The 21,274-nt window shown below is 48.0% G+C and carries 21 protein-coding genes and 1 riboswitch; of the genes, 14 read left to right on the top strand and 7 right to left on the bottom strand.

Annotation, left to right across the window (positions count from 1 at the left end):
* Positions 1-3: 3 nt before the first annotated feature.
* A complete protein-coding gene (gene coaBC, locus Q4488_RS05025) occupies positions 4-1,239 on the bottom strand; it encodes a bifunctional phosphopantothenoylcysteine decarboxylase/phosphopantothenate--cysteine ligase CoaBC (RefSeq protein WP_303579372.1) in 1,236 nt (411 codons plus the stop codon).
* 158 nt (positions 1,240-1,397) lie between these two features.
* Here coaBC and radC point away from each other — a divergent pair, with 158 nt between their 5' ends.
* From radC to thiC, 10 genes are all read left to right on the top strand, one after another.
* Complete coding sequence (gene radC / locus Q4488_RS05020; protein ID WP_303579371.1) at positions 1,398-2,072, top strand: DNA repair protein RadC; 675 nt, start codon at positions 1,398-1,400, stop codon at positions 2,070-2,072.
* Positions 2,073-2,282: 210 nt separating this feature from the next.
* The gene (rpmB, locus tag Q4488_RS05015; protein WP_126160021.1) at positions 2,283-2,519 is read left to right on the top strand and encodes a 50S ribosomal protein L28; all 237 of its coding nucleotides are present in this window, start codon (positions 2,283-2,285) and stop codon (positions 2,517-2,519) included.
* Positions 2,520-2,530: 11 nt separating this feature from the next.
* Complete coding sequence (gene rpmG, locus Q4488_RS05010; RefSeq protein ID WP_019622531.1) at positions 2,531-2,686, top strand: 50S ribosomal protein L33; 156 nt, start codon at positions 2,531-2,533, stop codon at positions 2,684-2,686.
* A gap of 90 nt (positions 2,687-2,776) precedes the next feature.
* A complete protein-coding gene (mutM, locus tag Q4488_RS05005) occupies positions 2,777-3,589 on the top strand; it encodes a bifunctional DNA-formamidopyrimidine glycosylase/DNA-(apurinic or apyrimidinic site) lyase (RefSeq protein ID WP_303579370.1) in 813 nt (270 codons plus the stop codon).
* Positions 3,589-4,497: an alpha/beta hydrolase gene (locus Q4488_RS05000; protein WP_303579369.1), complete on the top strand. Its 909-nt coding sequence runs from the start codon at positions 3,589-3,591 to the stop codon at positions 4,495-4,497. The genes mutM and Q4488_RS05000 overlap by 1 nt, the downstream gene beginning before the upstream one ends.
* Positions 4,498-4,552: 55 nt before the next feature.
* Positions 4,553-6,838 carry a bifunctional diguanylate cyclase/phosphodiesterase gene (locus Q4488_RS04995; protein ID WP_303579368.1) on the top strand — a complete coding sequence of 762 codons (2,286 nt, stop codon included), beginning with the start codon at positions 4,553-4,555 and terminating at the stop codon, positions 6,836-6,838.
* Between the two features lie 72 nt (positions 6,839-6,910).
* Positions 6,911-7,444 (top strand): phosphatase PAP2 family protein, encoded by a 534-nt coding sequence (locus tag Q4488_RS04990; RefSeq protein WP_303579367.1) that lies wholly within the window; start codon positions 6,911-6,913, stop codon positions 7,442-7,444.
* Between the two features lie 34 nt (positions 7,445-7,478).
* Positions 7,479-8,498 (top strand): MJ1255/VC2487 family glycosyltransferase, encoded by a 1,020-nt coding sequence (locus Q4488_RS04985; protein WP_303579366.1) that lies wholly within the window; start codon positions 7,479-7,481, stop codon positions 8,496-8,498.
* A gap of 668 nt (positions 8,499-9,166) precedes the next feature.
* Positions 9,167-9,274: riboswitch (TPP riboswitch) on the top strand.
* 49 nt (positions 9,275-9,323) lie between these two features.
* Positions 9,324-9,728 (top strand): hypothetical protein, encoded by a 405-nt coding sequence (locus Q4488_RS04980; RefSeq protein WP_303579365.1) that lies wholly within the window; start codon positions 9,324-9,326, stop codon positions 9,726-9,728.
* 90 nt (positions 9,729-9,818) lie between these two features.
* On the top strand, positions 9,819-11,699 hold the full coding sequence (gene thiC / locus Q4488_RS04975; RefSeq protein ID WP_303579364.1) for a phosphomethylpyrimidine synthase ThiC: 1,881 nt from the start codon (positions 9,819-9,821) through the stop codon (positions 11,697-11,699).
* A 122-nt stretch (positions 11,700-11,821) separates the two neighbouring features.
* On the opposite strand, the gene Q4488_RS04970 is transcribed toward thiC, so the two are convergent.
* From Q4488_RS04970 to Q4488_RS04960, 3 genes are all read right to left on the bottom strand, one after another.
* A complete protein-coding gene (locus Q4488_RS04970) occupies positions 11,822-12,340 on the bottom strand; it encodes a nucleoside 2-deoxyribosyltransferase (protein ID WP_303579363.1) in 519 nt (172 codons plus the stop codon).
* A 1-nt stretch (position 12,341) separates the two neighbouring features.
* A complete protein-coding gene (locus Q4488_RS04965) occupies positions 12,342-12,605 on the bottom strand; it encodes a DUF5062 family protein (RefSeq protein ID WP_303579362.1) in 264 nt (87 codons plus the stop codon).
* A 147-nt stretch (positions 12,606-12,752) separates the two neighbouring features.
* Positions 12,753-13,217, bottom strand: coding sequence for an aminoacyl-tRNA deacylase (locus Q4488_RS04960; RefSeq protein WP_303579361.1), 465 nt, complete (start codon positions 13,215-13,217; stop codon positions 12,753-12,755).
* A 138-nt stretch (positions 13,218-13,355) separates the two neighbouring features.
* Here Q4488_RS04960 and Q4488_RS04955 point away from each other — a divergent pair, with 138 nt between their 5' ends.
* Positions 13,356-13,997, top strand: a complete 642-nt coding sequence (locus Q4488_RS04955) for an MBL fold metallo-hydrolase (RefSeq protein WP_303579360.1) — start codon at positions 13,356-13,358, stop codon at positions 13,995-13,997.
* Here the strand turns inward: Q4488_RS04955 and Q4488_RS04950 are convergent.
* Positions 13,994-14,599 (bottom strand): DUF502 domain-containing protein, encoded by a 606-nt coding sequence (locus Q4488_RS04950; protein WP_303579359.1) that lies wholly within the window; start codon positions 14,597-14,599, stop codon positions 13,994-13,996. The genes Q4488_RS04955 and Q4488_RS04950 overlap by 4 nt on opposite strands.
* A 73-nt stretch (positions 14,600-14,672) precedes the next feature.
* Entirely contained in the window at positions 14,673-15,815 is a 1,143-nt protein-coding gene (zapE, locus tag Q4488_RS04945; protein WP_303579358.1) for a cell division protein ZapE, read from the bottom strand.
* Between the two features lie 93 nt (positions 15,816-15,908).
* On the opposite strand from zapE, the gene Q4488_RS04940 reads away from it, so the two are divergent.
* Positions 15,909-16,643 (top strand): hypothetical protein, encoded by a 735-nt coding sequence (locus tag Q4488_RS04940; protein ID WP_303579357.1) that lies wholly within the window; start codon positions 15,909-15,911, stop codon positions 16,641-16,643.
* A gap of 52 nt (positions 16,644-16,695) precedes the next feature.
* Here the strand turns inward: Q4488_RS04940 and pfkA are convergent, their stop codons facing one another.
* Positions 16,696-17,700, bottom strand: coding sequence for a 6-phosphofructokinase (pfkA, locus tag Q4488_RS04935; protein WP_303579356.1), 1,005 nt, complete (start codon positions 17,698-17,700; stop codon positions 16,696-16,698).
* Positions 17,701-17,847: 147 nt separating this feature from the next.
* Here pfkA and aceK point away from each other — a divergent pair, with 147 nt between their 5' ends.
* The gene (gene aceK / locus Q4488_RS04930) at positions 17,848-19,584 is read left to right on the top strand and encodes a bifunctional isocitrate dehydrogenase kinase/phosphatase (protein ID WP_303579355.1); all 1,737 of its coding nucleotides are present in this window, start codon (positions 17,848-17,850) and stop codon (positions 19,582-19,584) included.
* Positions 19,585-19,698: 114 nt separating this feature from the next.
* A complete protein-coding gene (locus tag Q4488_RS04925) occupies positions 19,699-20,679 on the top strand; it encodes a TAXI family TRAP transporter solute-binding subunit (RefSeq protein ID WP_303579354.1) in 981 nt (326 codons plus the stop codon).
* Positions 20,680-21,274 lie beyond the last annotated feature (595 nt).

Genomic DNA, 21,274 nt, shown 5'->3' with positions numbered 1-21,274 from the left:
GGGTTAACTCTTCTCGGGCATCGGGGTGTGATCAGAACTCAGCGCTGCTTGTTGGATGGCAATGATCTCGATGAGTTGAGCGGCCAATTGTCGTTTGCTGCATAACGGTAACGGCTGTGTCTGAGACTGACTGACGACCGTGACCGCATTATCATCGCTGTTAAAGCCGATATCACTACGAGAGACATCATTGGCAATAATGAGGTCGAGGTTTTTCTGCTGAAGTTTGCTTTGCGCGTAGTGAATCACATCACGGGTTTCAGCGGCAAAGCCGACGGTAAACGGTTTATTATGCAGTGCCGCCACACTGGCAACGATATCGGGATTCTTGATCAGATGGAGTTCCATGATCTCCTCTTTGCCTTTTTTAAGCTTATGTTCGGCAACCGCGGAGGGGCGATAGTCGGCAACGGCGGCGGCCGCGATAAAGATATCGCATTGATCAATATGCTGTAACGAAGCCGTTAACATCTGCGCGGCGCTTTCGATCATGATGCGCTGACACCGAGGCGGTGCCGGTAGGTTGACCGGCCCACTAATTAACGTCACCTGAGCACCCGCATCGAGAGCAGCTTCGGCGAGGGCGTAGCCCATTTTGCCAGAACTATGATTACTGATATAGCGAACCGGGTCGATGGCTTCCCGCGTGGGTCCGGCGGTAATGAAGACGTGTTTACCTGTTAATAGGCCGCGATCAAATAGTGCTGCGGTTTGTTCGGCAATCTCTAATGGATCGAGCATACGCCCAGGGCCGGTATCTCCGCAGGCTTGCTCGCCCACACCAGGGCCGAGTAAACGAATACCTTTTGTCTGTAAGTTAGTGGCATTCGATTGAGTTTGTGGATCGCGCCACATTGCTTGATTCATCGCGGGTGCTAGCACAATAGGCGCGTCGGTGGCTAAACAAATCGTGCTAAGTAGATCATTACCCTGACCACTATTGAGTCGCGCCATGAAATCGGCACTGGCCGGCGCAATGAGGACCATATCGGCCCATTTGGCGAGTTCAATATGCCCCATGCCGGCTTCGGCGTCGGGATCAAGTAGATGCTGATGTACCGGATGACCAGACAGGGCTTGTAACGTGAGCGGTGTAATGAATTCGATTGCCGCTGGCGTCATGACCACCTGCACATCGGCGCCGGCGCCTTTTAATAGACGCGTGAGCTCTGCACTTTTATAAGCGGCAATGCCTCCCGTAATACCTAAAACGATCTGTTTGTTTGTCAGTCTTTGCATACCGGATATCTTTCTATCTGCTTGTTCTGCGGCGGTTAAGGGAGCATAAGATACCACTATCTCCGATCGAGTTACATTCCCGAAGCACTGAAGGGTGGGCTGGTCTACACTGAATCAGGAGGAATATGCTGTGCTAACACAACACAAGGATGTGCAATATGGCGATTACGGATTGGCCGGAAGCCGAGCGGCCTCGGGAAAAACTATTGGCTCAGGGGGCGAGCAGTTTATCGGATGGTGAGTTATTAGCGATTTTTCTTCGTACCGGCGTGAAAGGCTGTAGTGCGGTCGATTTGGCGCGTCAATTACTCACTCAGTTTGGTGGTTTAGGCGCATTAATTCATGCGGATCAGCAGGCTTTTTGTGCTCAACTAGGGCTTGGACCCGCCAAATATGTGCAGTTACAAGCAGTATTGGAGATCAGTCGACGCTGTCAATCAGAGCAATTGCAGCGACATTCGGTACTGACATCACCGGATTTAGTCAGAGATTATCTACAGTTACAGTTGAGTCATCGTGGACGTGAAATTTTTGCCTGTTTGTTATTAGATAGTCAACATCGGGTTATCTGCTTTGAAGAGCTATTTAAAGGCACCATAGATAGCGCGACGGTTTACCCGCGAGAGGTGGTAAAGCTAGCATTGAGTCATAATGCCGCCGCTATTATTCTGGCTCACAATCACCCTTCGGGTGTCGCTGAACCGAGTCTAGCCGATCAGAATATTACCAAACGTATTAAAGAGGCGTTAACGTTGGTGGATATTCGTTTGTTAGATCATATGGTGGTTGGGGCTGGGGTAACGGTTTCGCTGGCGGAAAGAGGGATGATTTGATAGCTAATAAAAGTGATAATTATATAGCCAGTGGCGTTTGTTTTCTGTACAATGCGCGCTCTTCTATCCACCGGTACGGGATTTGAGTCTTTGGTTTGGACGCTCCGCCTGAGGATAATGAAACGCCCCAATTTTTTCTGGGATAGTGCGCTTCAGATCCAATAAGTATCTGATAGAAGTTACATAAACTATAGAGTTAAGGTATTTGTCATGTCTCGAGTTTGCATGGTTACAGGTAAACGCCCTGTAGCAGGAAACAACGTTTCCCACGCATTGAACCGCACACGTCGTCGCTTTTTGCCGAACCTGCACTGGCACCGTTTCTGGGTAGAGAGCGAGCAGAAGTTTGTCCGTCTGCGCGTTTCTTCTAAAGGTATGCGTATCATCGATAAGAAAGGTATCGATGTTGTGCTGGCTGATGTTCGTAAGAACGGCATTAAAGTTTAAGGAGCACGATTATGCGCGATAAAATTAAGATGGTTTCTTCTGCAGGTACGGGTCACTTCTACACCACGACTAAGAACAAACGTACTACCCCTGACAAACTGGAAATGAAGAAATTCGATCCTGTTGTTCGTCAACATGTTATGTACAAAGAAGCGAAGATTAAGTAATAATAATCTTAGCGCTGAAAAAAACCCGGCTGGTCCGGGTTTTTTTGTGCCTGAATAAATCATCACCGATTAATTTGAAGTTGATTGAGTATGCCTGAGCTACCTGAAGTTGAAACGACCCGTCGAGGCATTGAGCCTCATCTTGGGGGTCATACAATTACGGCCTTAACGGTGCGTCAGCCAAAATTACGTTGGCCTATTCCATCACAATTGGCGGAGTGGGTTGTTAATCATCGTATCAATTCAGTTACACGGCGAGGTAAATACCTTTTAATAAACCTGACCGGTGGTGCGATAATGATTCATTTAGGGATGTCTGGTAGTCTCTATATGGTGAATGCCGATCAACCTGCGGCTTATCATGATCATGTCGATCTGTTGCTCGATAGTGGTCAGGCGTTACGGTTAACCGATCCGAGACGATTTGGTTCTGTCTTGTGGCAGCCGCAAGGCGAGACCCATGCATTATTAGAGAAGTTGGGACCAGAACCATTGAGTGATGATTTTTCGGCAGAATATTTACAGCAACGTTGTGCTGGACGAAAACAAGCCATTAAACAATTTATTATGAATAGTCAGGTGGTGGTCGGCGTCGGGAATATTTATGCTAATGAAGCGCTGTTTCGTGCGGGCATTCACCCTAAACGTGCCGCGGGTCATATCGCTGCTGCGAGATTGAATCGGCTGGTGGATGAAATAAAATTAGTGTTAGCGCGTGCCATCGAGCAAGGGGGCACCACCCTGAAAGATTTTGTCGGTGGTGATGGAAAGCCTGGGTATTTTAAGCAACAACTGAACGTGTATGGTCGTGGTGGCGAGTTATGTTGTCACTGTAAATCAACGTTGAAAGAGATTCGTCTCGGTCAGCGATCCACAGTTTACTGTTCGGAGTGTCAGCATTGATGGGAATCATCGAACCTCTTCTAAAGCCAACCCCAACCGGTGGTGAAACTAGTCCAACGCGAGAAGACTTGCAGCGCGCTCTAGGTAGTCAGCCTTTTTTAGCCCGCCGAGAGACTGTTCATATCGGTGAATTGCCGCTCCACTGTGAGATTTACGAGCATCAGTTGGATGCACCTGTGTTGTTATTCCTGCCCGGTATTGGTACCTATGCCGAGCTGTACGCAGAGATGCTCAGCAATCTATCGGATCGAGGCTTTAATGTTGTCGCCATCGATCCGCCTGGGCATGGCTATTCCGGTGGTGAACGCGGTGTGTATTCGGTTGAAAGCGTACAGGCGAGTGTTTCTGAGGTTATTGATGCCCTCGAACAGCGTTATCAAGGCCCCTATTATATTTACGGCTACTCGATCGGCGCTCTGTTAGCGGTTGCGGCGGCAGAGCAGGATGAGCGGATCAGTAAAGTCGTATGTGGCACGCTTTTAACAACAGAAGTTCCACCAGACTTGTTACATCTGCTGGGTTGGCAGTGGACTTGGGGGAGTGCAATGTTGTTTCCATCAGTCAGATTACCGCTGTCGTTATTGGTCGATTATGATCAGTTGTTGGCAGGGCATCCCGCAGGGCGGTTAATCAATCAAGACCCGATGCTGGTGCTGGATTATCCGTTTAAGACCCTTGCCAGCCTGTTTAGTCGTAAAGCGGGTATCATGCAAAAGCGTTATCCCTTTAAACTTGCGATTGTGCAGGGCGATGAAGATGAAGTCTTATCGATCGGCTATGCTCGCCGAGTTGTGTTTGAGGCCGAACAGCCGATCGAGTTGGTGGTAGTGCCGGGTGAAAGGCACATGATGCCTCTGACGGCACCGCGTAAATTGGCGACTGTTATCGCCGACTGGCTGACGGCATAGGTGTGCTTATGCTGCAGATAATCATCAATGGTTAATCATCTAGTTGCGGGTTGTTGTGATATCTAAATCTGCCTCGTTGTTGTGCTCATTTTTTCTCTTGCTGCTATCGTCGTCAGCTGTTGCCGCTATCAACCTGACTGAGGATGAATCTCATTGGTTGGCGCAACATCGCGGATCCATTCGAGTAGGAGTAGTCGAGGTTCCACCCTATCTATCAAATCGTGTTAACGATAACCGTGTTGATGGCTTGGCGATGGATTATCTGCGGCTGATCGATGAAGCCTTAGCCGCGGATTTTCAATATCAGCTATTTGATAGCTATGCGGCATTGCTTAACGCCGCACAAGCGCGTTCTATTGATATCGTGTTTGCTGCGAGTGAGACTAAAGAGCGCCGCCACTATCTAAACTTTACCCGTGAGTACGCACAGCTTTCGAATAAAATATTCGCTCAAAAAGATCACTTTCGTTGGGCGAAGATGGCGGATTTTAATCAGCAACGTTTTGCCGTGCCACGAGGTAGCGCATTAGTCAGTTATATTCGTGATCAGCACCCCAAGGTTAATCTAGTCGAAGTCGACACCCTACGAGAAGCCTTCAATTTACTTGCCGCAGGGGCGGTAGAGGGGGTTGGGGCTTCAGCCTCTGCCGGCTACCTATATTCGGTGAAAGAGGGTATTGATAATATCAGCATCGTGGGTAATGTAGGGCTGGATTATCACATCGCCTTGGCTGCGCGAAATGATCAGCCGATACTGATTGAGCTGTTAGATAAAGGGTTGGCTAATATAACGACACAACAGAAACAGAGTATCGATGATCGTTGGCTACACCCAGAAGACAGTCAACGGATTGATATAGAAACCTTGAAGCAGTGGCTGTTATTCATCGGCTTTGGCTTGACGGTCGTGTTATTGCTGATGCTTCTGTTGTGGAACCGTTCACTTAAACGTGAAGTCTCCTATCGTAAAGAAATTCAAAAAGAGGTGAGCTTTCTTGCCTATCATGATGAATTAACGGGGACTTATAATCGTCAGTTTATGACCGAAACCTTAGCCGAATACACGCGCTTACCCTGCACTGAAGCGCAAACCACCTGTGTCATCTTACTGGGCTTGGATAACTTTAGTTTGATCAATGAATTTTATGGTCAGAAAATAGGCGATTATGTTTTACGACGGACGAGTGAGCGATTGCAGGCGCGTTTGAGTGGCGGGTCCGTCTTATCGCGTAATGGCGGTGATGAATTTGCCGTCGTGTTGAGGCAATCAGCGGACCGTCTGTCCCTGAGCCATTTTGCCGATCGTTTAATCGCTGAAATGAGTTTGCCGATCGTTTCTGGCGATCAGAGTTTTGCCTTAACGGCAACGGCGGGTATATCGATTCAAACCGCTGAGCTTGATGATCCTCTGCGCTTGCTGGAACAGGCGGATCTCGCGTTACATGAAGCAAAAAAGAAAAATGCCGGCAGTTATTTGTTTTATGCATCGGAGATGAGTGATCAGCTCTATGAGAATCAGCAGTTGGTTTTTGCCTTAGCCGAGGCGCTATCATCGGATCAATTTTATCTGGAATATCAGCCGCAAATGGCGTTACTTAAGGATGAAGTGGTTGGCTTTGAGGCGCTGGCTCGCTGGCAGCATCCGCAGATGGGGAATATTCCGCCGGATAAATTTATCCTCTTGGCTGAGCAAGAGGGGCTGATTGTTACCCTCGGTGATCGGGTGCTACAGCTGGCTTGTCAGCAGGGTTGCGTATGGCTAGCGCAAGGGTTGGTGTTTCAGCGCATAGCCGTCAATGTCTCGGTGAAACAGTTCGTTGAATCCGATTTTGCCAGTAAAGTATTAAATACGCTTGAACAGAGCGGCTTTCCTGCAGAAAAGCTTGAGCTTGAAATTACCGAGTCGGTTTTTCTCGGCGATTTAACGCAGGCGAAAGAGACCATGAGCAAGCTGACCCATCAAGGCGTATGTTTCTCAATTGATGATTTTGGTACGGGCTTTTCATCGTTACTCTACCTGAAAGAGTTGCCGGTGCTGAAACTTAAGCTCGATCAAGGGTTTATTCAAGGGATCACGCATGACCATTCAAGTTTGCAGATCGTTAAAGCATCGCTGCAGATGGGCAGTGCCCTAAATATGGATGTCATTGTGGAAGGGGTGGAGACCCGTGAAGAATATCAAACCCTCGTCAATCTAAAGTGTGAGCATGCGCAAGGTTATTTGTTTAGTCGGCCGCTCAAGCCGCAATTAATTACTGCCAAACTGTTGTCCCAGATTACGCAGTCAGAGAATTCGGCCTCACGCACCGAGGCTGTCACTGAAGCTGTCACTGAAGCTTAAATAGTTGTTCACTACTTTGTCATAGTTTTTGACCGAAAATGTTGTCAAACAGCAAACATTGGGTCTAGAAGTATGAATGCATTACAGCAGCGTATAGTCGCTTACGATACGACACTGTACTACCTCTGTTTTAGCACTTGCCGGTTACCGGTGATGCCGATCATCAGTCGCTTCATTTCCAAGTTGGGGGATGGAGGGCTTTATCTGATGATGGGCTTATTGATCGGTTGGCTAGAACCGATCAATGGGGCTGAATTTTTACTCGCCGGATTGCTAGTATTCACGATTGAACTGCCTGTCTACCTGCTGCTCAAGCAACTGATTAAACGGGATCGCCCCTGTGATCGTTTCGCTGATGTGACGCCTCAAATTACGCCTGCCGATAAATTTAGCTTGCCATCGGGTCATGCGGCTGCTGCATTTGTGTTTGCAACGCTGCTCAGTGTTTATTACCCAGCATTCATGTTGCCTGCTTATACCTTAGCCGCATTGATTGCCTTGGCGCGTGTGTTTTTGGGCGTACATTATCCTAGCGATATTATTGCCGGTGCGCTGTTGGGATTGCTCTCTGCGGTGATCGGCTTAAATCTGCTTGAGTTGTTTTAATCTCGCTATTAATCAATCGTGTGGGTGATCTGTCATGAAAATTCTTTACGCTGTACAGGCGACCGGCAATGGCCATATAACGCGAGCGCGAGTGATGGCACCTGCGTTGCAGCAAGCGGGCGTTGAGGTCGACTTTTTATTCAGTGGCCGCTCAGCCGATAAGCTTTTTAATATGGAGCCTTTTGGGGATTATCAACTGCGCCGAGGGCTAACGTTTATCGTCCGCGATGGAGTCATAGATCGTTGGGCGAGTTTGAAACACAATAACCTAGTGCAACTCATAAAAGATATTCGGTCGCTGGATCTGCAGGAATATGATCTGATTATCAGTGATTTCGAACCCATTTCCGCTTGGGCCGCCAAGTTACAGAATAAGCCCTGTATCGGTATTGCTCATCAATATGCCTTTAGGTATCCACTCCCAGGGCCTAAGGTTGGGCGCATCATGATGCCAATGATTTACTTTTTTGCGCCGGTGCAGCAGAGTATAGGGTTACATTGGCATCACTTCGATGGACCTATTCTACCACCGCTGATCGAGCCTCAGCCCTATCCAATTACTCAGCAAGAGGGCATGATTTTAGTGTACTTGCCCTTTGAAACGCGGGCACAGATCCGCCGCTGGCTAGCACCGTTGCATGATTATACGTTTCATATTTATAGCGATATCGATCAGCCTGAAGATGAAGGTCATCTGTTATGGCGGCCGTTATCTCGTGAAGCCTTTCGTCGCGCGCAGGCGAGTTGTGAAGGAGTCATCGCTAACAGTGGTTTTGGGTTATCCAGTGAGGTGCTGCAAAGTGGTAAAAAACTGCTCACCAAGCCTTTATCTGGGCAGCCTGAGCAACAGTCGAATGCAGCCATACTGAAGAGTTTAAGGCTTGCAGACGTCTTTAATGAGCTTACCGCGGAGCAATTTTATCGTTGGACCCGTCAGCCTTCACCTAAAGCCATCGTGTATCCCGATGTGGCGGCGTCATTGGCGGGTTGGATCGCTGAAGGCTGCAAGCGCAGCGCGGCACAGTTGGCGCAAAGCTTATGGCAAGATGTTTGATTCGCGGATATACCACTCGTTCGTTCTTTCATCACGGTTTGCCAGGTTTTAGCACTATGGCAGGCATAAAAAAAGAGAGCACTTTGGGTAAAGTGCTCTCTTCTTACATCTTTTTACATGCTTAGGTTATTCATAAATCCATTTGCTGATGAAATCTATTCGGCTCCCTGCCGTGACATCCTTGTATCCCTTTTCATCATATAACCAAGCAACAGTCCATTAAACGACAATCCTAATTTGTCTTTCCCTCATCCTTGAAGGCGATCGATCCGTCAAAAACAGTATCCTATCTTCAAGCGGTGAGAACCATAGGAAAAAGTCTTATTTCATCATCCAGGGAATGATACTGATGATTGCAGACGAAAAAAAAGAGCACTCAGTTCCCCTTGAGTGCTCTCTTCGTATGGCATCCATTCTCCGTGCGGTTAATCCTAGGCTTCATGCCAGCAATCCATGCTTCCTGATCCGCTTATCTTGGCCTTCCGCTGTTCAATCCTGAACGATTAATCTTCCTGAGATATATAGTGAATGAAGTGCTGTTGAGTGAATATAGGAAAAATTCTTATTTTTACGTTTTCTTGTGCTGCAAAGCGCGTGTCACTTAAGGCTATCTTACGTCTATTTCGATTGTTGGATGGACATCTCTAGAGCTTACACATAAACTAGTTGCCATCTTGTCGGGGTGCCCTTGGGGCTGAGAGTTGGACGATGACGTCCAATAACCCGCGAACCTGATCCGGTTAATACCGGCGTAGGAAATCGAGATAAACCGTCCTGCTGTATTTTTTTTGTACTCGGTTTAGCTCACAAGCTGGATCTGTACAGATGCCTGAAAAAAATATTCTCATTGCACTGCTTATGACACCTTTGTTGACGGGTGTCGGTGATCGCCGAACAGCGTATGCTACCGTGAGCAGGCTCTATTTTATCATATTGCTCGATCGCCTCGTTAGCGTCACTCAGTATAACGGTGTGCGATGGCTTAATCGCGCCATCAATAGACTTAAAACCCGTTTACTTTCTCCTTTAATACGCATGATCTCTTATCTGCCCGAGGTGACGCTAGGCTCCGCGGCTAGTAAGTCTTACCCCCTCAAATCTCACTCCCTTAAACCGCAACTCTTCGGTTTTATAACCGGGAGGCTCGAACAGCCGTGGTTGTTCAACACTCAGAGGATAACGCTGCAGCAGTCATTATTGGATCGAACGGTCTCGGTTATCGATCGTTGAGCCATTAGGTCGAGATTATTTTAGCAATATGAGTAACAGACTTTAGAGAGTCAACGCTTATAAAAAGAAACTTAAAAAGCAGGTGATACGATGTCAGAAAATCAAACGGTTTTAAGTCGCAGCGCTCAGGTTGATGAAGCCTCTGTGCAACCCTTTCCCAACTCTCGTAAGGTGTATGTGGAGGGTTCTCGTCCGGATGTACGGGTGCCTATGCGAGAAATTGCACTGGATGATACGCCAACCGACATGGGCGGTGAAAAGAATGATCCGCTTTATGTTTACGATACCTCCGGTCCTTATACCGATCCTGAAGCAATGATTGATGTGCGTAAAGGTTTGACGCCTTTGCGGGCGGGCTGGATTGCCGAGCGCAATAATACGCTACGTTTGGATGGATTGAGCTCAGAGTATGGTCGTGCACGGGAACAGGATCTGCGTCTGGATAGTCTACGTTTCGAACTCACCCGCAAGCCGTTGAAGGCCAAGCCTGGCGAAAACGTCACGCAGTTGCATTATGCGCGTAAAGGGATCATTACCCCGGAGATGGAGTTTATCGCCATCCGTGAGAATATGAAGCTGGCTAAGTCTCGTGCTCAAGGCAATATTGTCGCACAGCAGCATCCAGGCCATAGCTTTGGTGCGCAGCTTCCTGATGAAATCACCGCTGAATTTGTGCGTCAGGAAGTGGCCGAAGGTCGAGCGATTATCCCTGCTAATATTAACCACCCTGAACTCGAACCGATGATTATCGGGCGAAATTTTTTGGTGAAAATTAACGGTAATATCGGTAATTCGGCGCTCAGTTCTTCGATCGAAGAAGAGGTCGAAAAGATGACTTGGGGCATTCGCTGGGGTTCCGATACGATTATGGATCTATCGACCGGTAAGAATATCCATGAAACACGGGAATGGATTCTGCGTAATTCACCGGTGCCAATCGGTACCGTCCCTATCTATCAGGCGTTAGAAAAAGTCAGCGGTGTGGCTGAAGATCTGAATTGGGAAGTGTTCCGTGATACCTTGATCGAGCAAGCCGAGCAGGGGGTTGATTACTTTACCATTCATGCCGGTGTCCTGCTCCGCTATGTGCCGATGACGGCGAAACGCATGACCGGTATTGTGTCCCGTGGCGGCTCAATTATGGCGAAGTGGTGTTTGGCACATCATGAAGAAAACTTCCTCTATACGCACTTTGAAGAGATCTGCGAGATCTGTAAAACCTACGATGTGTCTTTCTCGCTCGGCGACGGTTTACGTCCTGGTTCCGTTTATGATGCCAACGATGAAGCGCAGTTTGCCGAGCTGGAAACCCTAGGTGAATTGACCAAAATCGCTTGGCAACATGATGTACAGGTGATGATTGAAGGTCCTGGGCATGTGCCGATGCATATGATCAAAGAGAATATGGATAAGCAACTGACCGAGTGTCAGGAAGCACCATTCTATACGTTAGGGCCACTGACCACGGATATCGCTCCGGGTTATGATCATATTACGTCGGGTATTGGCGCGGCGATGATCGGCTGGTATGGGTGTGCGATGCTCTGTTACGTGACCCCTAAAGAACACCTAGGCTTGCCGAACAAAGATGATGTCAAGACCGGTATTATCACCTATAAGATTGCGGCGCATGCTGCCGATTTGGCTAAGGGACACCCAGGTGCGCAGATTCGTGATAATGCCATGTCTAAGGCGCGTTTCGAGTTTCGTTGGGAAGATCAGTTCAATATCGGTCTCGACCCTGATACCGCACGTGCGTATCACGATGAAACCTTGCCGAAGGAATCCGCTAAGGTGGCGCATTTCTGTTCAATGTGCGGGCCGAAGTTCTGCTCGATGAAAATCTCTCAAGAAGTGCGTGATCTGGATGAGGCGCAGGTTGCATCGATGCAAGCGGCGGCTGATAAGGGGATGCAGGAAAAATCTCAGGAGTTCAAGCAAACCGGCGCTGAGATCTACCATAAAGTATAAAACTGAAGAGCGCTTCGATGCTGCGCTAATCTGCCGACTGCCTTGGCAAGCAGTCGGCTTGATTGACTAGTCGTGCTAATCGAACCATATTTGCATCAATTCGTCGGGCTATGGGCTCGACGTTAAAGTTGTTTTAGAACCTGTTCGAAGAGTGTCAGATGGTTCGTCAGTGTTTCGCTATGCGCCTTTGTAATCAATCCGCCTTGTTGTTCTAACGCACCAATCATCATCAGATTATCGGCCATATCAAAACGCTCAATGCTAAAGCCTTCGGCATCGGTAAGGCTACCATCGATTCTATCGCTATAGAGACGTCCATCTAGCGAGTAACCCCACACCGGTTTGTTCAGCGCGGTGAGATAACCCATCTCAAATGCCGTACCGACATCCATGCTCGGGCCTCTAAAAGGGGTCATATTAGCGATAATCAAATCACAGCGATTCATCAGTTCAATATTCGCTCGATAAATCGCTAGTCCTGCTTGATAGGGCGATAGCGAGGAGAGATCAAGGCTGTTATCGAGGGGAAATAGCCCCGTAAAACCGTATCGCTGACACAGCTTTTTTTTCGCCGCCCCCAGCTCGATGGCATTGGGCCAGAACACATCTGGGCCTGCAAGATAGATGCTCGGGGTGCTCATATTACTCCTCCAGCAAAGGATGACCTTTAGGCAGTTGACGGCTTATCCACAGGGCGAGTTTATGCTTCATGTTAGGCTCGCTTTCATCGCCTTTAGCCAACGGTTGAATGAGTTTATCGAGTACCAGGAGACGGTAAATGGCGGTGACTTTATTACTGGCGCTATCGGTCGCTTCAAGCTGTCCTGCGCCGCGCTTTTGCATATAGACCCCACCAATACGAATGGCCTCTTTTACCAGTTCAGCTTCATGCTTTAGCTTTTTCATTGTTCTCTCCAGCGCACTTATCGGGAATCTTATTGAAAATGGGCTGACACTATCGCATAGCAAGCGGAGTAGGGTAAATACATATAAGCGATATTAGTGGAATGAGCTATCGGGATGAATCCATCCCGATAATCGTCTGCGGGTGTCTTAGTGACTGATCATGCCGTGAGGCTTTTCTGACATCACTTGTTTAAAGGTGGATTGGGAAAAACAGAGCAGCTCTTGATGATCACCGGCTTCCATGTAGCAGTCGGGTTCATGCGCTAAGTGATCATCCCAGATCACCGGCATATTATAGGCTTGCCCCAGCGCGGGGACTGCGCCTTTAGTACAATCACCGAAGAGGATTTTGACATCCTGTTGTGCGGCGGGTGAAAACACTCGCCCCAGTTGTTGATTGATAGCATATAGATCGACCCGTCGATCAGAGGGGACCACCGCCATCATAAAGCCTTCATCATCGTTGAGCACGACACCTTTTGCCATTTGTCGTACAGGCACCTGCGCGGCCAAGGCAGCGCTGAGGGATGTTTCAGTATAGGGATGACGAATCAAGCGATAGGGGATATCGCCTCGATTGAGGAACTTTTGCAGGGTTGGAGATACAGGCATTTAAATAACCTCCTTCAGAGTCAATCAGGGGCTCTGAACGCTGTTGCAGGCGGACACTGTTTATCCGCCTAGTACATCGAAGGATAGTCCAGAAATAGGTATACTGGGAGATCACTTTTCAACCATCACGGCATCTCTATGAAATACAGTATTATTCCGGTGACTCAATTCCAACAAAACTGCACCTTGCTGTGGTGCGAAACGAGTAAAAAAGCGGCGGTGGTCGACCCCGGTGGTGATATTGATAAGGTATTGACGACGCTTGAGACGTTAGGGCTGCAATTGGAAAAAATACTCCTGACGCATGCGCATATTGACCATGCGGGTGGCACGGCTGAGCTAGTAAAGCGCACCGGTGTGTCGATTGAGGGGCCTCATATCGGGGATCAATTCTGGATCGATGGGTTAGCGCAACAAAGTCAGATGTTTGGTTTTCCTGAGGTTGCCTCCTTCACTCCAGACCGTTGGCTGAACGATGGTGATAAAGTTACGGTGGGTAATGAAACACTCGAGGTACTGCATTGTCCGGGCCATACCCCTGGCCATGTGGTGTTTTATAGCCCAGAGAGTCAACTGGCGCAGGTCGGGGATGTGCTGTTTAAGGGCTCCATTGGCCGTACAGATTTTCCTCAAGGGGATCATGCGACCCTGATCGATTCGATTAAAGCTAAGCTATTCCCGCTAGGTGATACGGTCGCCTTTATTCCCGGTCATGGGCCGATGTCGACCCTAGGACACGAACGTCAAACCAACCCGTTTGTCAGCGATCATCGCGGTTAATGGGTTTTGTCAGTGGTCGAGACTCCGCCACTGACGATAAAGGTGGTGACTTTTCCGGAACTGACGTTCAGCGGCACAATCAAGTCTCGAGGAACGATGATTAAGTTGCCTGAAAAATTATAGGAATCCGGTAGGTACACAGATACATCTTCATCTAAACCAAAGCTACGCATATCTTCACAGGTAATGAAACCCATCACCTTGATGGTTTTTTCTCGGTTGAGGTAGACCAGCACCGGTTTATCAAAACTTTTCTGATCCCCTAATAGCGCTTGAAATAGATCTTTGAGGGAGTTGTATAGCAGTTTCACCACGGGAATCCGTTCCATCAGTGCGCCGATGATATCCATCAAAAAGCGAGTCAGATAGAGAGAGCCGGCGATACCGGTGAGAATGATGATGGCAACGGTGAGGAGAATTCCCAGTAGCGTTTCGGTGGCGTCTGCCTGCAGGCCGGGAATAAAGTAACTGATGAGTGAGCCTACGGCCGAAAAGAGTGTCTCATCTAGCGCGGTGAAAATGAGGAAAACGAGATAGATCGTCAGCACGAAAGGCAGCAAAATCAGTAAGCCTTGAAAGAAAAAGCGTAATAGCATCGCCATTAAAAGTGCTCCTGTCGAAAGTTAACGTGAGTGGGCTTTAGGGTCATATGTTCGAGTAAGACGGCGTGAATGCCTAATCCAACGCAGTCGATTGTTGGTATTCAAACGATTGCATCTCCGTTAGGCGACTGTATGTGCGGGCAAATTCAAACAATAGACTGCCCTCACCGTAGAGCTGTTCCAATGGCACTTCAAGGCTGAGAAATAAATTAATGTTACGGTCGTAAAGTTCATCCACCAAGCTGATAAAGCGGCGTGCCGGATCATCCATGTTGCCTAATAATACCTGTCGGTCACCGGCTTTTACCGCTTCGACACCATCCTCGGTACCGCGAGCTTTAATCTGCTCACGACGATGACTCCCTAAGGGCGGAATCTGACTGACAAAGACATGCTCAAATCGGTTAGCGATATCGATGTAATCCATCTGACTACGGGCACCCATACAGATATGTTCAAACTCAAACCAGATACAGTTAGCGCTTATACCCCGTACCGGTATCGTACGCTGTAATATTTCAACTTCATCGGGGCAGGGCGGCGTTTGGCTTAACTGAGAGTAGTATTGGGTCAGTTGTTGTTCGCTATCGGGGTGTGGATCGTCAGGGTGAAAAATACACGGCGCGGGGGTGAGCGTGCGCAGCCTATGATCGGTCTCACCGGCTAGATTAAAGACCTGCATCTGCTGTTTGATCATCGCGATAATCGGCTTAACTCGATCTTCAAACAGCGGATCTTTACACAGCTTATCGGGTGGTCTGTTCGAGGTGGTAATCAGAATAACCCCCTGCTTGAGTAGGCCCTTAATGAGTTTTCCGAGAATCATGGCGTCGGCAATATCATTGAGGAAAAATTCATCGAAGCAGATCAATCGATATTGACGCGCCAGTCGAGTGGCAATCAACGTCAGTGGATCTGATTGCCCTTGCAAATCACCTAGCTGCTGGTGAATCTGTGCCATAAAACGGTGGAAGTGATGGCGCAAGCCGATGCCATCATCGAGATGGGCAAACAGAAGATCCATTAAAAAGGTTTTACCGCGTCCCACCGGTCCCCATATATAGAGGCCTTGCGTTTGGTTTTTCTTGGTGCCGCCTGACTGCAAGCTTTGATAGATTCGATTCAGCGCTAGCGCTAATAATTGCTGCTGCGAGTCCTGTTGATAGCCGTTGCGACAAAGCGCCTGATGGTAAATATCGATAAAGTCGTTTTGCATCACTGAAGTTCCATGTATAACAGCAGCATGATAATGGTTTTCCCAAGCATATAGATAGGTTAATCTTCCTGCCTCTGGCGCTAGGGGAACAATATGCATAACAATTTTCAGTCATTGGTCATCGGTTCTATGCCGGATGAACAGCAACGTATTAGCGATGTGCTTGAGGCGGGTGTTGAGCAGCCGCAAGTATTGCTGTGGCAGTATGATCAAGCGGCCATTATTTTGGGTTGCTCGCAGCGCCCCGATGAAGGGCAGCAGTGGCGAGCAGAGCGCGCGGGTTATCCATTGATGCGACGTCGTTCCGGTGGCGGTGCGGTATTTGCTGGGCCTTGGATGTTAAGTGTGACAGTGTTTATTCCAACCGAACATCCGTTAGCAAAACAGAATATTATCGAGATTTTTTCTTGGTTCGAGCATATTTGGGTCGATACCTTGATGGCCTGTGATATTCCTTGCCGAGGGGTTGATCAGGCGATGATTGAACAATCGAAAATAATCAGTCAACAGGAAGATGTAAAGTGGGCCTGTTACGCGTCGTTATCACACGGTGAAGTCGTCAGCCCCGATGGGCGCAAGTTGGTAGGATTAGCGCAGATTCGTAAGCGCAAAGGCATCGCGCTGGTGAGTGGGTTACATCTATCGCCATGTGATTGGCAGCAGTTGAGTTCAATTGTGGTGGATAACCCACAGCGGGGGGATACTTTGGCAGGACTCAATAGCGATGCGCAGAGTTTATCGGGTATTGCTGTGGAACAGTTACTGCCTCGCGTGATCGATGTATTGATGCAGCGAGTGTCAGCGGCGTTTGAACAGAAAACAGCATAAGCTGTTTTCTGATGTTAAGGGTGTGTAACCTTGTAGCCTCGCTCAGCAAGACCTATTTGTGGAGCAATTGAGCCAGCGTCACCAGCTCGGGGTTAAGCGGCTTTTGCTTCTCTACAATATCTAATAGCGGGGTAGCCGTAATTTTACTATTGAGGATACCCACCATAATATCGCTAAACCCAGCAAGTAAATAAGTCACCGCCGAGGCGCCAAGGCACGATGCCAGTACGCGATCGTGTCCTGTAGGGCGACCGCCTCGCTGTATATGGCCGAGAATACAGACGCCAGCGGTTTGTCCATCGAGCTCTAGCTGTCGTGCTAAGCGATAGGTTAACCCAGGTTTAGGTCCTTCAGCGACAACAATAATACCACTACTGCCACGCCCTTCAGCTCGTTGATTAGCCAGTGTAAAACTCAGTGTTTCAAGTTTAAAGTCGATCTCTGGTACGATAATCATTTCCGCCCCACAAGCGACTCCGACTTGCGAGGCAATATGTCCTGAGTTTCGCCCCATGACTTCAACCAGAAAAATACGTTCATGGGATACTGCTGTATCACGAATTTTATCGATCGCTTCGAGTGCCGTATTGAGTGCCGTATCGAAGCCGATAGTATCGTCAGTGCCATAGATATCATTATCGATGGTGCCGGGTAAGCCGATCACAGGGATACCGGACTCATGGGTGAGTAGATGAGCACCGGTGAGGGAGCCATCGCCGCCAATCACAATCAATCCACCGATACCATGTTCTTTTAGAATCTCAGCGGCTTGACGGCGCACGATGGGGTCTTTGAACGCTTCACAGCGATCACTTTTTAGGAGGGTGCCGCCTCGTTGAACGATATTGGAGACATCATGGCTTTTTAATTCAAAAAGGTCGCCGATGATTAAGCCGCTATAACCCTTATTAATACCAAATACTCGAACGCCTTGATTTAACGCGGCCCGCGTCACACTGCGAATCGCGGGATTCATGCCGGGCGAATCACCCCCGCTGGTCATCACCGCGATAGCACTAATACTGCTGTTTTTTGTCAGTTGAGGAAGATGATACATAGCGAGCCTCCGTAAACAGTGATTGAGTTAATATTATGCAGATCGTTGGAATAGACAATAGGTTGCTACGCTTTTTGGTTAATTAATGGCAACACGGCCTAATCACTGCTAAACAGTATAAAAACACACCATGACAATTAAAGTGTAATGAATCCATGCCAAGCTGACGCGATTGCTCGCCTTATACTAGAAGGCTTTAATGCCTATCGGCAGCAGTTTCGGGCGCTTACCCGTCAGGCAAACGTGTATTTTGAAGCGGCTGATTGGCACGCTATTCAACGTTTATCGACTCAGCGAATAGATCTTTATAACACCTTGGTCGATCAGGTGAGTGGTAAAATCGAGGCAGAGATGAATGCTGGCCTCAACAATGCATTGTGGATATCGATCAAGGCTGACTATCTTATTAAAATAGCTCAGCAGGTGGACGCCGAGTTAGGCAAAACGTTTTATAACTCTATTTATTGTCGCTTACGTCAACATCGACAGATCGATGATCAGTTTATGTTTATCGATACTCAGTGTCCGGCCGATGATAACGCCGTTATTGCGGACCTCTATCGTACCTATACCCTGCGTCATGGGTTGCTAGCGTTTATTCATCAGTTACTCGAGGATTACCGTTTTGGCATTCCTTGGGAGAATAAGCGGCGGGATATCAGTCATCTACTACGTTATATTGGTACGCATCTAGCTAATGAGATCGTCAATGATGATGCGGTCGTACACGTGATTCGAAGCCGTTTTTATCGCAATAAAGGCGCCTATATCGTCGGACGAGTGACGTTATCGACCCGCTCTGTACCTTTCATATTGCCGATATTGAATAATGAGGCAGGTGGCGTCTATATCGATACCGCGTTGATTGATGAAAATGATGTGTCGATTATCTTTAGTTTCACGCGCACTTATTTTTTAGTTGAAGTCGATCACCCCTCCGCCCTGATCCACTTTTTACACTCCCTTATGCCCATGAAATCGATAGCCGAACTTTACAATGCGATTGGGTTTTATAAGCAGGGTAAAGCGGAATTTTATCGCGGTTATATCGAGCACTTAGCGAATTCTAGCGATCAGTTTAAGGTTGCGCTGGGGACAAAAGGGATGGTGATGACCGTGTTTACATTACCCTCCTATCCGGTGGTGTTCAAAATCATCAAGGATCGATTTGCAACCTCCAAAAAGATCACTCGAGCGGGCGTCATGGGTAAGTATGAATTAGTGAAGCGGCATGATAGAGCGGGGCGGATGGCAGATACACAGGAGTTCGTTAATTTTTCGCTGCCGCGAAAGCGCTTTTCCGATGCATTACTTAACGAGCTATTAGACGTAGCGGCGTCATCGATCGATGTGGTTGATGATCTGGTTGTGATTAAGCATTTATGGATTGAGCGACGTATGATTCCGTTGAATATCTATCTCGATGAGATGCTACGACAGAATAACGAGCAGGCGATCTCATTAGCCATTAATGAGTTTGGTCAGTGCATAAAAGAGCTAGCCGCGGCCAATATTTTTGCCGGTGATATGTTTTTTAAAAACTTTGGCGTGACGCGACATGGACGAGTTGTCTTTTATGATTACGATGAGATTATGTATCTAACGGAATGTCAGTTTCGCTACATACCAGAACCGCTATATCCTGAGCAAGAGTTAGCGGCCGAACCCTGGTATTCGGTTTCTGAAAAGGATGTATTTCCAGAAGAGTTTGGTTTATTGACCGCTTGCGATCAACGCATCAGAGAAACGTTTAATGGGCTGCATGGTGATCTGTTAGAACCGGGCTGGTGGATTGATATGCAGGTGAAGGTAAAGCAAGGTACTATTATCGATCTCTTTCCGTATCGAAATCGGTGTCGATTTCATCGTCAAGTGTCTAGCTAAAGGGGCGCTGAATCATCATCGTGGTAAAAGCAGCAGGCGTCATATGATAAATCATTATTACTGTTATAATCAGCGTGAAAATAGGGTGCTGATAAACAATCAAAGGAGTGGGCTATGGCTTTTCGCAATACAATAAACGCATTAGTGATCGCATTGGGGCTGGGTGTGGCGTCAATGGGTGCTATGGCGGCTGCACCTATAAATGAAGTCATTACCATAGGTACCGGTGGTGTTACCGGTGTTTACTACCCTACGGGAGGGGCTATCTGTCGACTGGTTAACAAAACCAGAGCAGACCACGGTATACGTTGTTCAACGGAAAGTACCGCAGGTTCGGTCGCGAATCTAGAAATGCTAGCCGATAAAGAGCTTTCTTTTGGTATCACTCAGTCTGATCGGCTGGCACAGGCCTATAACGGCACAGAGCAGTTTGCCAAATCTGGCGCTAATCATGATCTCAAAGCGGTGTTTGCTATCTATTCTGAGCCACTCACGGTGCTATCGCGTGCCGGAAGTGGTATTCACAAGTTTGACGATTTAAAAGGAAAAAAAGTCAATGTAGGGGTTCCAGGTTCGGGTCAACGCGGCACCATGGATCTGTTAATGAAGGCTAAAGGCTGGAGTAAGCAAGACTTTGCGCTTGCGGCTGAATTGACTGCATCCGCACAAGCCAGTGCGCTGTGCGCGGGTGACATTGATGTAATGGTTTATCTCATCGGACACCCGAGTAATGCCGTTAAAGAAGCCACCACATCTTGTGATAGTGTGCTGGTTGATGTGAGTGGTCCGGTGATTGATAAGCTAGTAATGGATAATGACTATTATCATTTAGCTGAAATACCCGGTGGCTTATATCGAAATAATGATCGGCCAATCAAAAGCTTTGCTGTAGAGAGTCTGTTGGTTGCCTCAACAGACCTATCGGATGAAGTGGTCTATCAGTTAGTTAAATCAGTATTCGAAAGTTTTGATATCTTTAGAAAGCTACATCCCGCCTTTGCCGATCTGAATAAACAGGAGATGGTTACTGCTGTCGGTTCGACACCCCTGCATCCAGGGGCGATAAGATACTATAAAGAAGCAGGTTTGCTCTAAGGCGTTCAAAGGTAAGCTGCCCAAGGGGTATGCCAGCACGACGCTAGCATGCCCTCAGGGTACACATCGCGATTAACCTCAGAATCAATAATCTTTGTAGCGAGCAACGCCCCCGTCGCGATTAACTCCAGAACCAACAATCTTTGTAACGAGCAACGCCCCCGTCGCGATCAACCTCAGAATCAACAATCTTTGTAACGAGCAACGCCCCCGTCGCGATTAACCTCAAAACCAACAATCTTTGTAGCGAGCGACGCCCCCGTCGCGATTAACCCTAGAACCAACAATCTTTGTAACGAGCAACGCCCCCGTCGCGATTAACTCCAGAACCAACAATCTTTGTAGCGAGCGACGCCCCCGTCGCGATAAAACCTGATTTAATCACCAACGCGCAGCAACCTTTGTAGCGAACGCCGCTGGCATGCCCTCTGGCTATCCCGCCGCGATTAACCCCCAGCTCTTAAAAGAACCCTCGTTACTCACAATTCACGCTTTCGTAACAAATTTTTCACTTTTTCGTGCTGTCCCTGTTGACTCTCTGCCTGTCCGGTGTAGAATGCGCCTCCTCGCTTGAGACAGCCACCGGAAACGGTCG

The organism is Amphritea sp. 1_MG-2023, from assembly GCF_030547545.1.
Taxonomy (GTDB): domain Bacteria; phylum Pseudomonadota; class Gammaproteobacteria; order Pseudomonadales; family Balneatricaceae; genus Amphritea.
This window is presented reverse-complemented; position numbering and strand designations above follow the sequence as displayed.

Excerpts from the sequence above, each read along its gene's own strand:
- coaBC (WP_303579372.1), bottom strand. The coding sequence starts at position 1,239 with ATGCAAAGACTGACAAACAAACAGATCGTTTTAGGTATTACGGGAGGC.
- radC (WP_303579371.1), top strand. The coding sequence starts at position 1,398 with ATGGCGATTACGGATTGGCCGGAAGCCGAGCGGCCTCGGGAAAAACTA.
- rpmB (WP_126160021.1), top strand. The coding sequence starts at position 2,283 with ATGTCTCGAGTTTGCATGGTTACAGGTAAACGCCCTGTAGCAGGAAAC.
- rpmG (WP_019622531.1), top strand. The coding sequence starts at position 2,531 with ATGCGCGATAAAATTAAGATGGTTTCTTCTGCAGGTACGGGTCACTTC.
- mutM (WP_303579370.1), top strand. The coding sequence starts at position 2,777 with ATGCCTGAGCTACCTGAAGTTGAAACGACCCGTCGAGGCATTGAGCCT.
- Q4488_RS05000 (WP_303579369.1), top strand. The coding sequence starts at position 3,589 with ATGGGAATCATCGAACCTCTTCTAAAGCCAACCCCAACCGGTGGTGAA.
- Q4488_RS04990 (WP_303579367.1), top strand. The coding sequence starts at position 6,911 with ATGAATGCATTACAGCAGCGTATAGTCGCTTACGATACGACACTGTAC.
- Q4488_RS04985 (WP_303579366.1), top strand. The coding sequence starts at position 7,479 with ATGAAAATTCTTTACGCTGTACAGGCGACCGGCAATGGCCATATAACG.
- Q4488_RS04980 (WP_303579365.1), top strand. The coding sequence starts at position 9,324 with ATGCCTGAAAAAAATATTCTCATTGCACTGCTTATGACACCTTTGTTG.
- thiC (WP_303579364.1), top strand. The coding sequence starts at position 9,819 with ATGTCAGAAAATCAAACGGTTTTAAGTCGCAGCGCTCAGGTTGATGAA.
- Q4488_RS04970 (WP_303579363.1), bottom strand. The coding sequence starts at position 12,340 with ATGAGCACCCCGAGCATCTATCTTGCAGGCCCAGATGTGTTCTGGCCC.
- Q4488_RS04965 (WP_303579362.1), bottom strand. The coding sequence starts at position 12,605 with ATGAAAAAGCTAAAGCATGAAGCTGAACTGGTAAAAGAGGCCATTCGT.
- Q4488_RS04960 (WP_303579361.1), bottom strand. The coding sequence starts at position 13,217 with ATGCCTGTATCTCCAACCCTGCAAAAGTTCCTCAATCGAGGCGATATC.
- Q4488_RS04955 (WP_303579360.1), top strand. The coding sequence starts at position 13,356 with ATGAAATACAGTATTATTCCGGTGACTCAATTCCAACAAAACTGCACC.
- Q4488_RS04950 (WP_303579359.1), bottom strand. The coding sequence starts at position 14,599 with ATGGCGATGCTATTACGCTTTTTCTTTCAAGGCTTACTGATTTTGCTG.
- zapE (WP_303579358.1), bottom strand. The coding sequence starts at position 15,815 with ATGCAAAACGACTTTATCGATATTTACCATCAGGCGCTTTGTCGCAAC.
- Q4488_RS04940 (WP_303579357.1), top strand. The coding sequence starts at position 15,909 with ATGCATAACAATTTTCAGTCATTGGTCATCGGTTCTATGCCGGATGAA.
- pfkA (WP_303579356.1), bottom strand. The coding sequence starts at position 17,700 with ATGTATCATCTTCCTCAACTGACAAAAAACAGCAGTATTAGTGCTATC.
- aceK (WP_303579355.1), top strand. The coding sequence starts at position 17,848 with ATGAATCCATGCCAAGCTGACGCGATTGCTCGCCTTATACTAGAAGGC.
- Q4488_RS04925 (WP_303579354.1), top strand. The coding sequence starts at position 19,699 with ATGGCTTTTCGCAATACAATAAACGCATTAGTGATCGCATTGGGGCTG.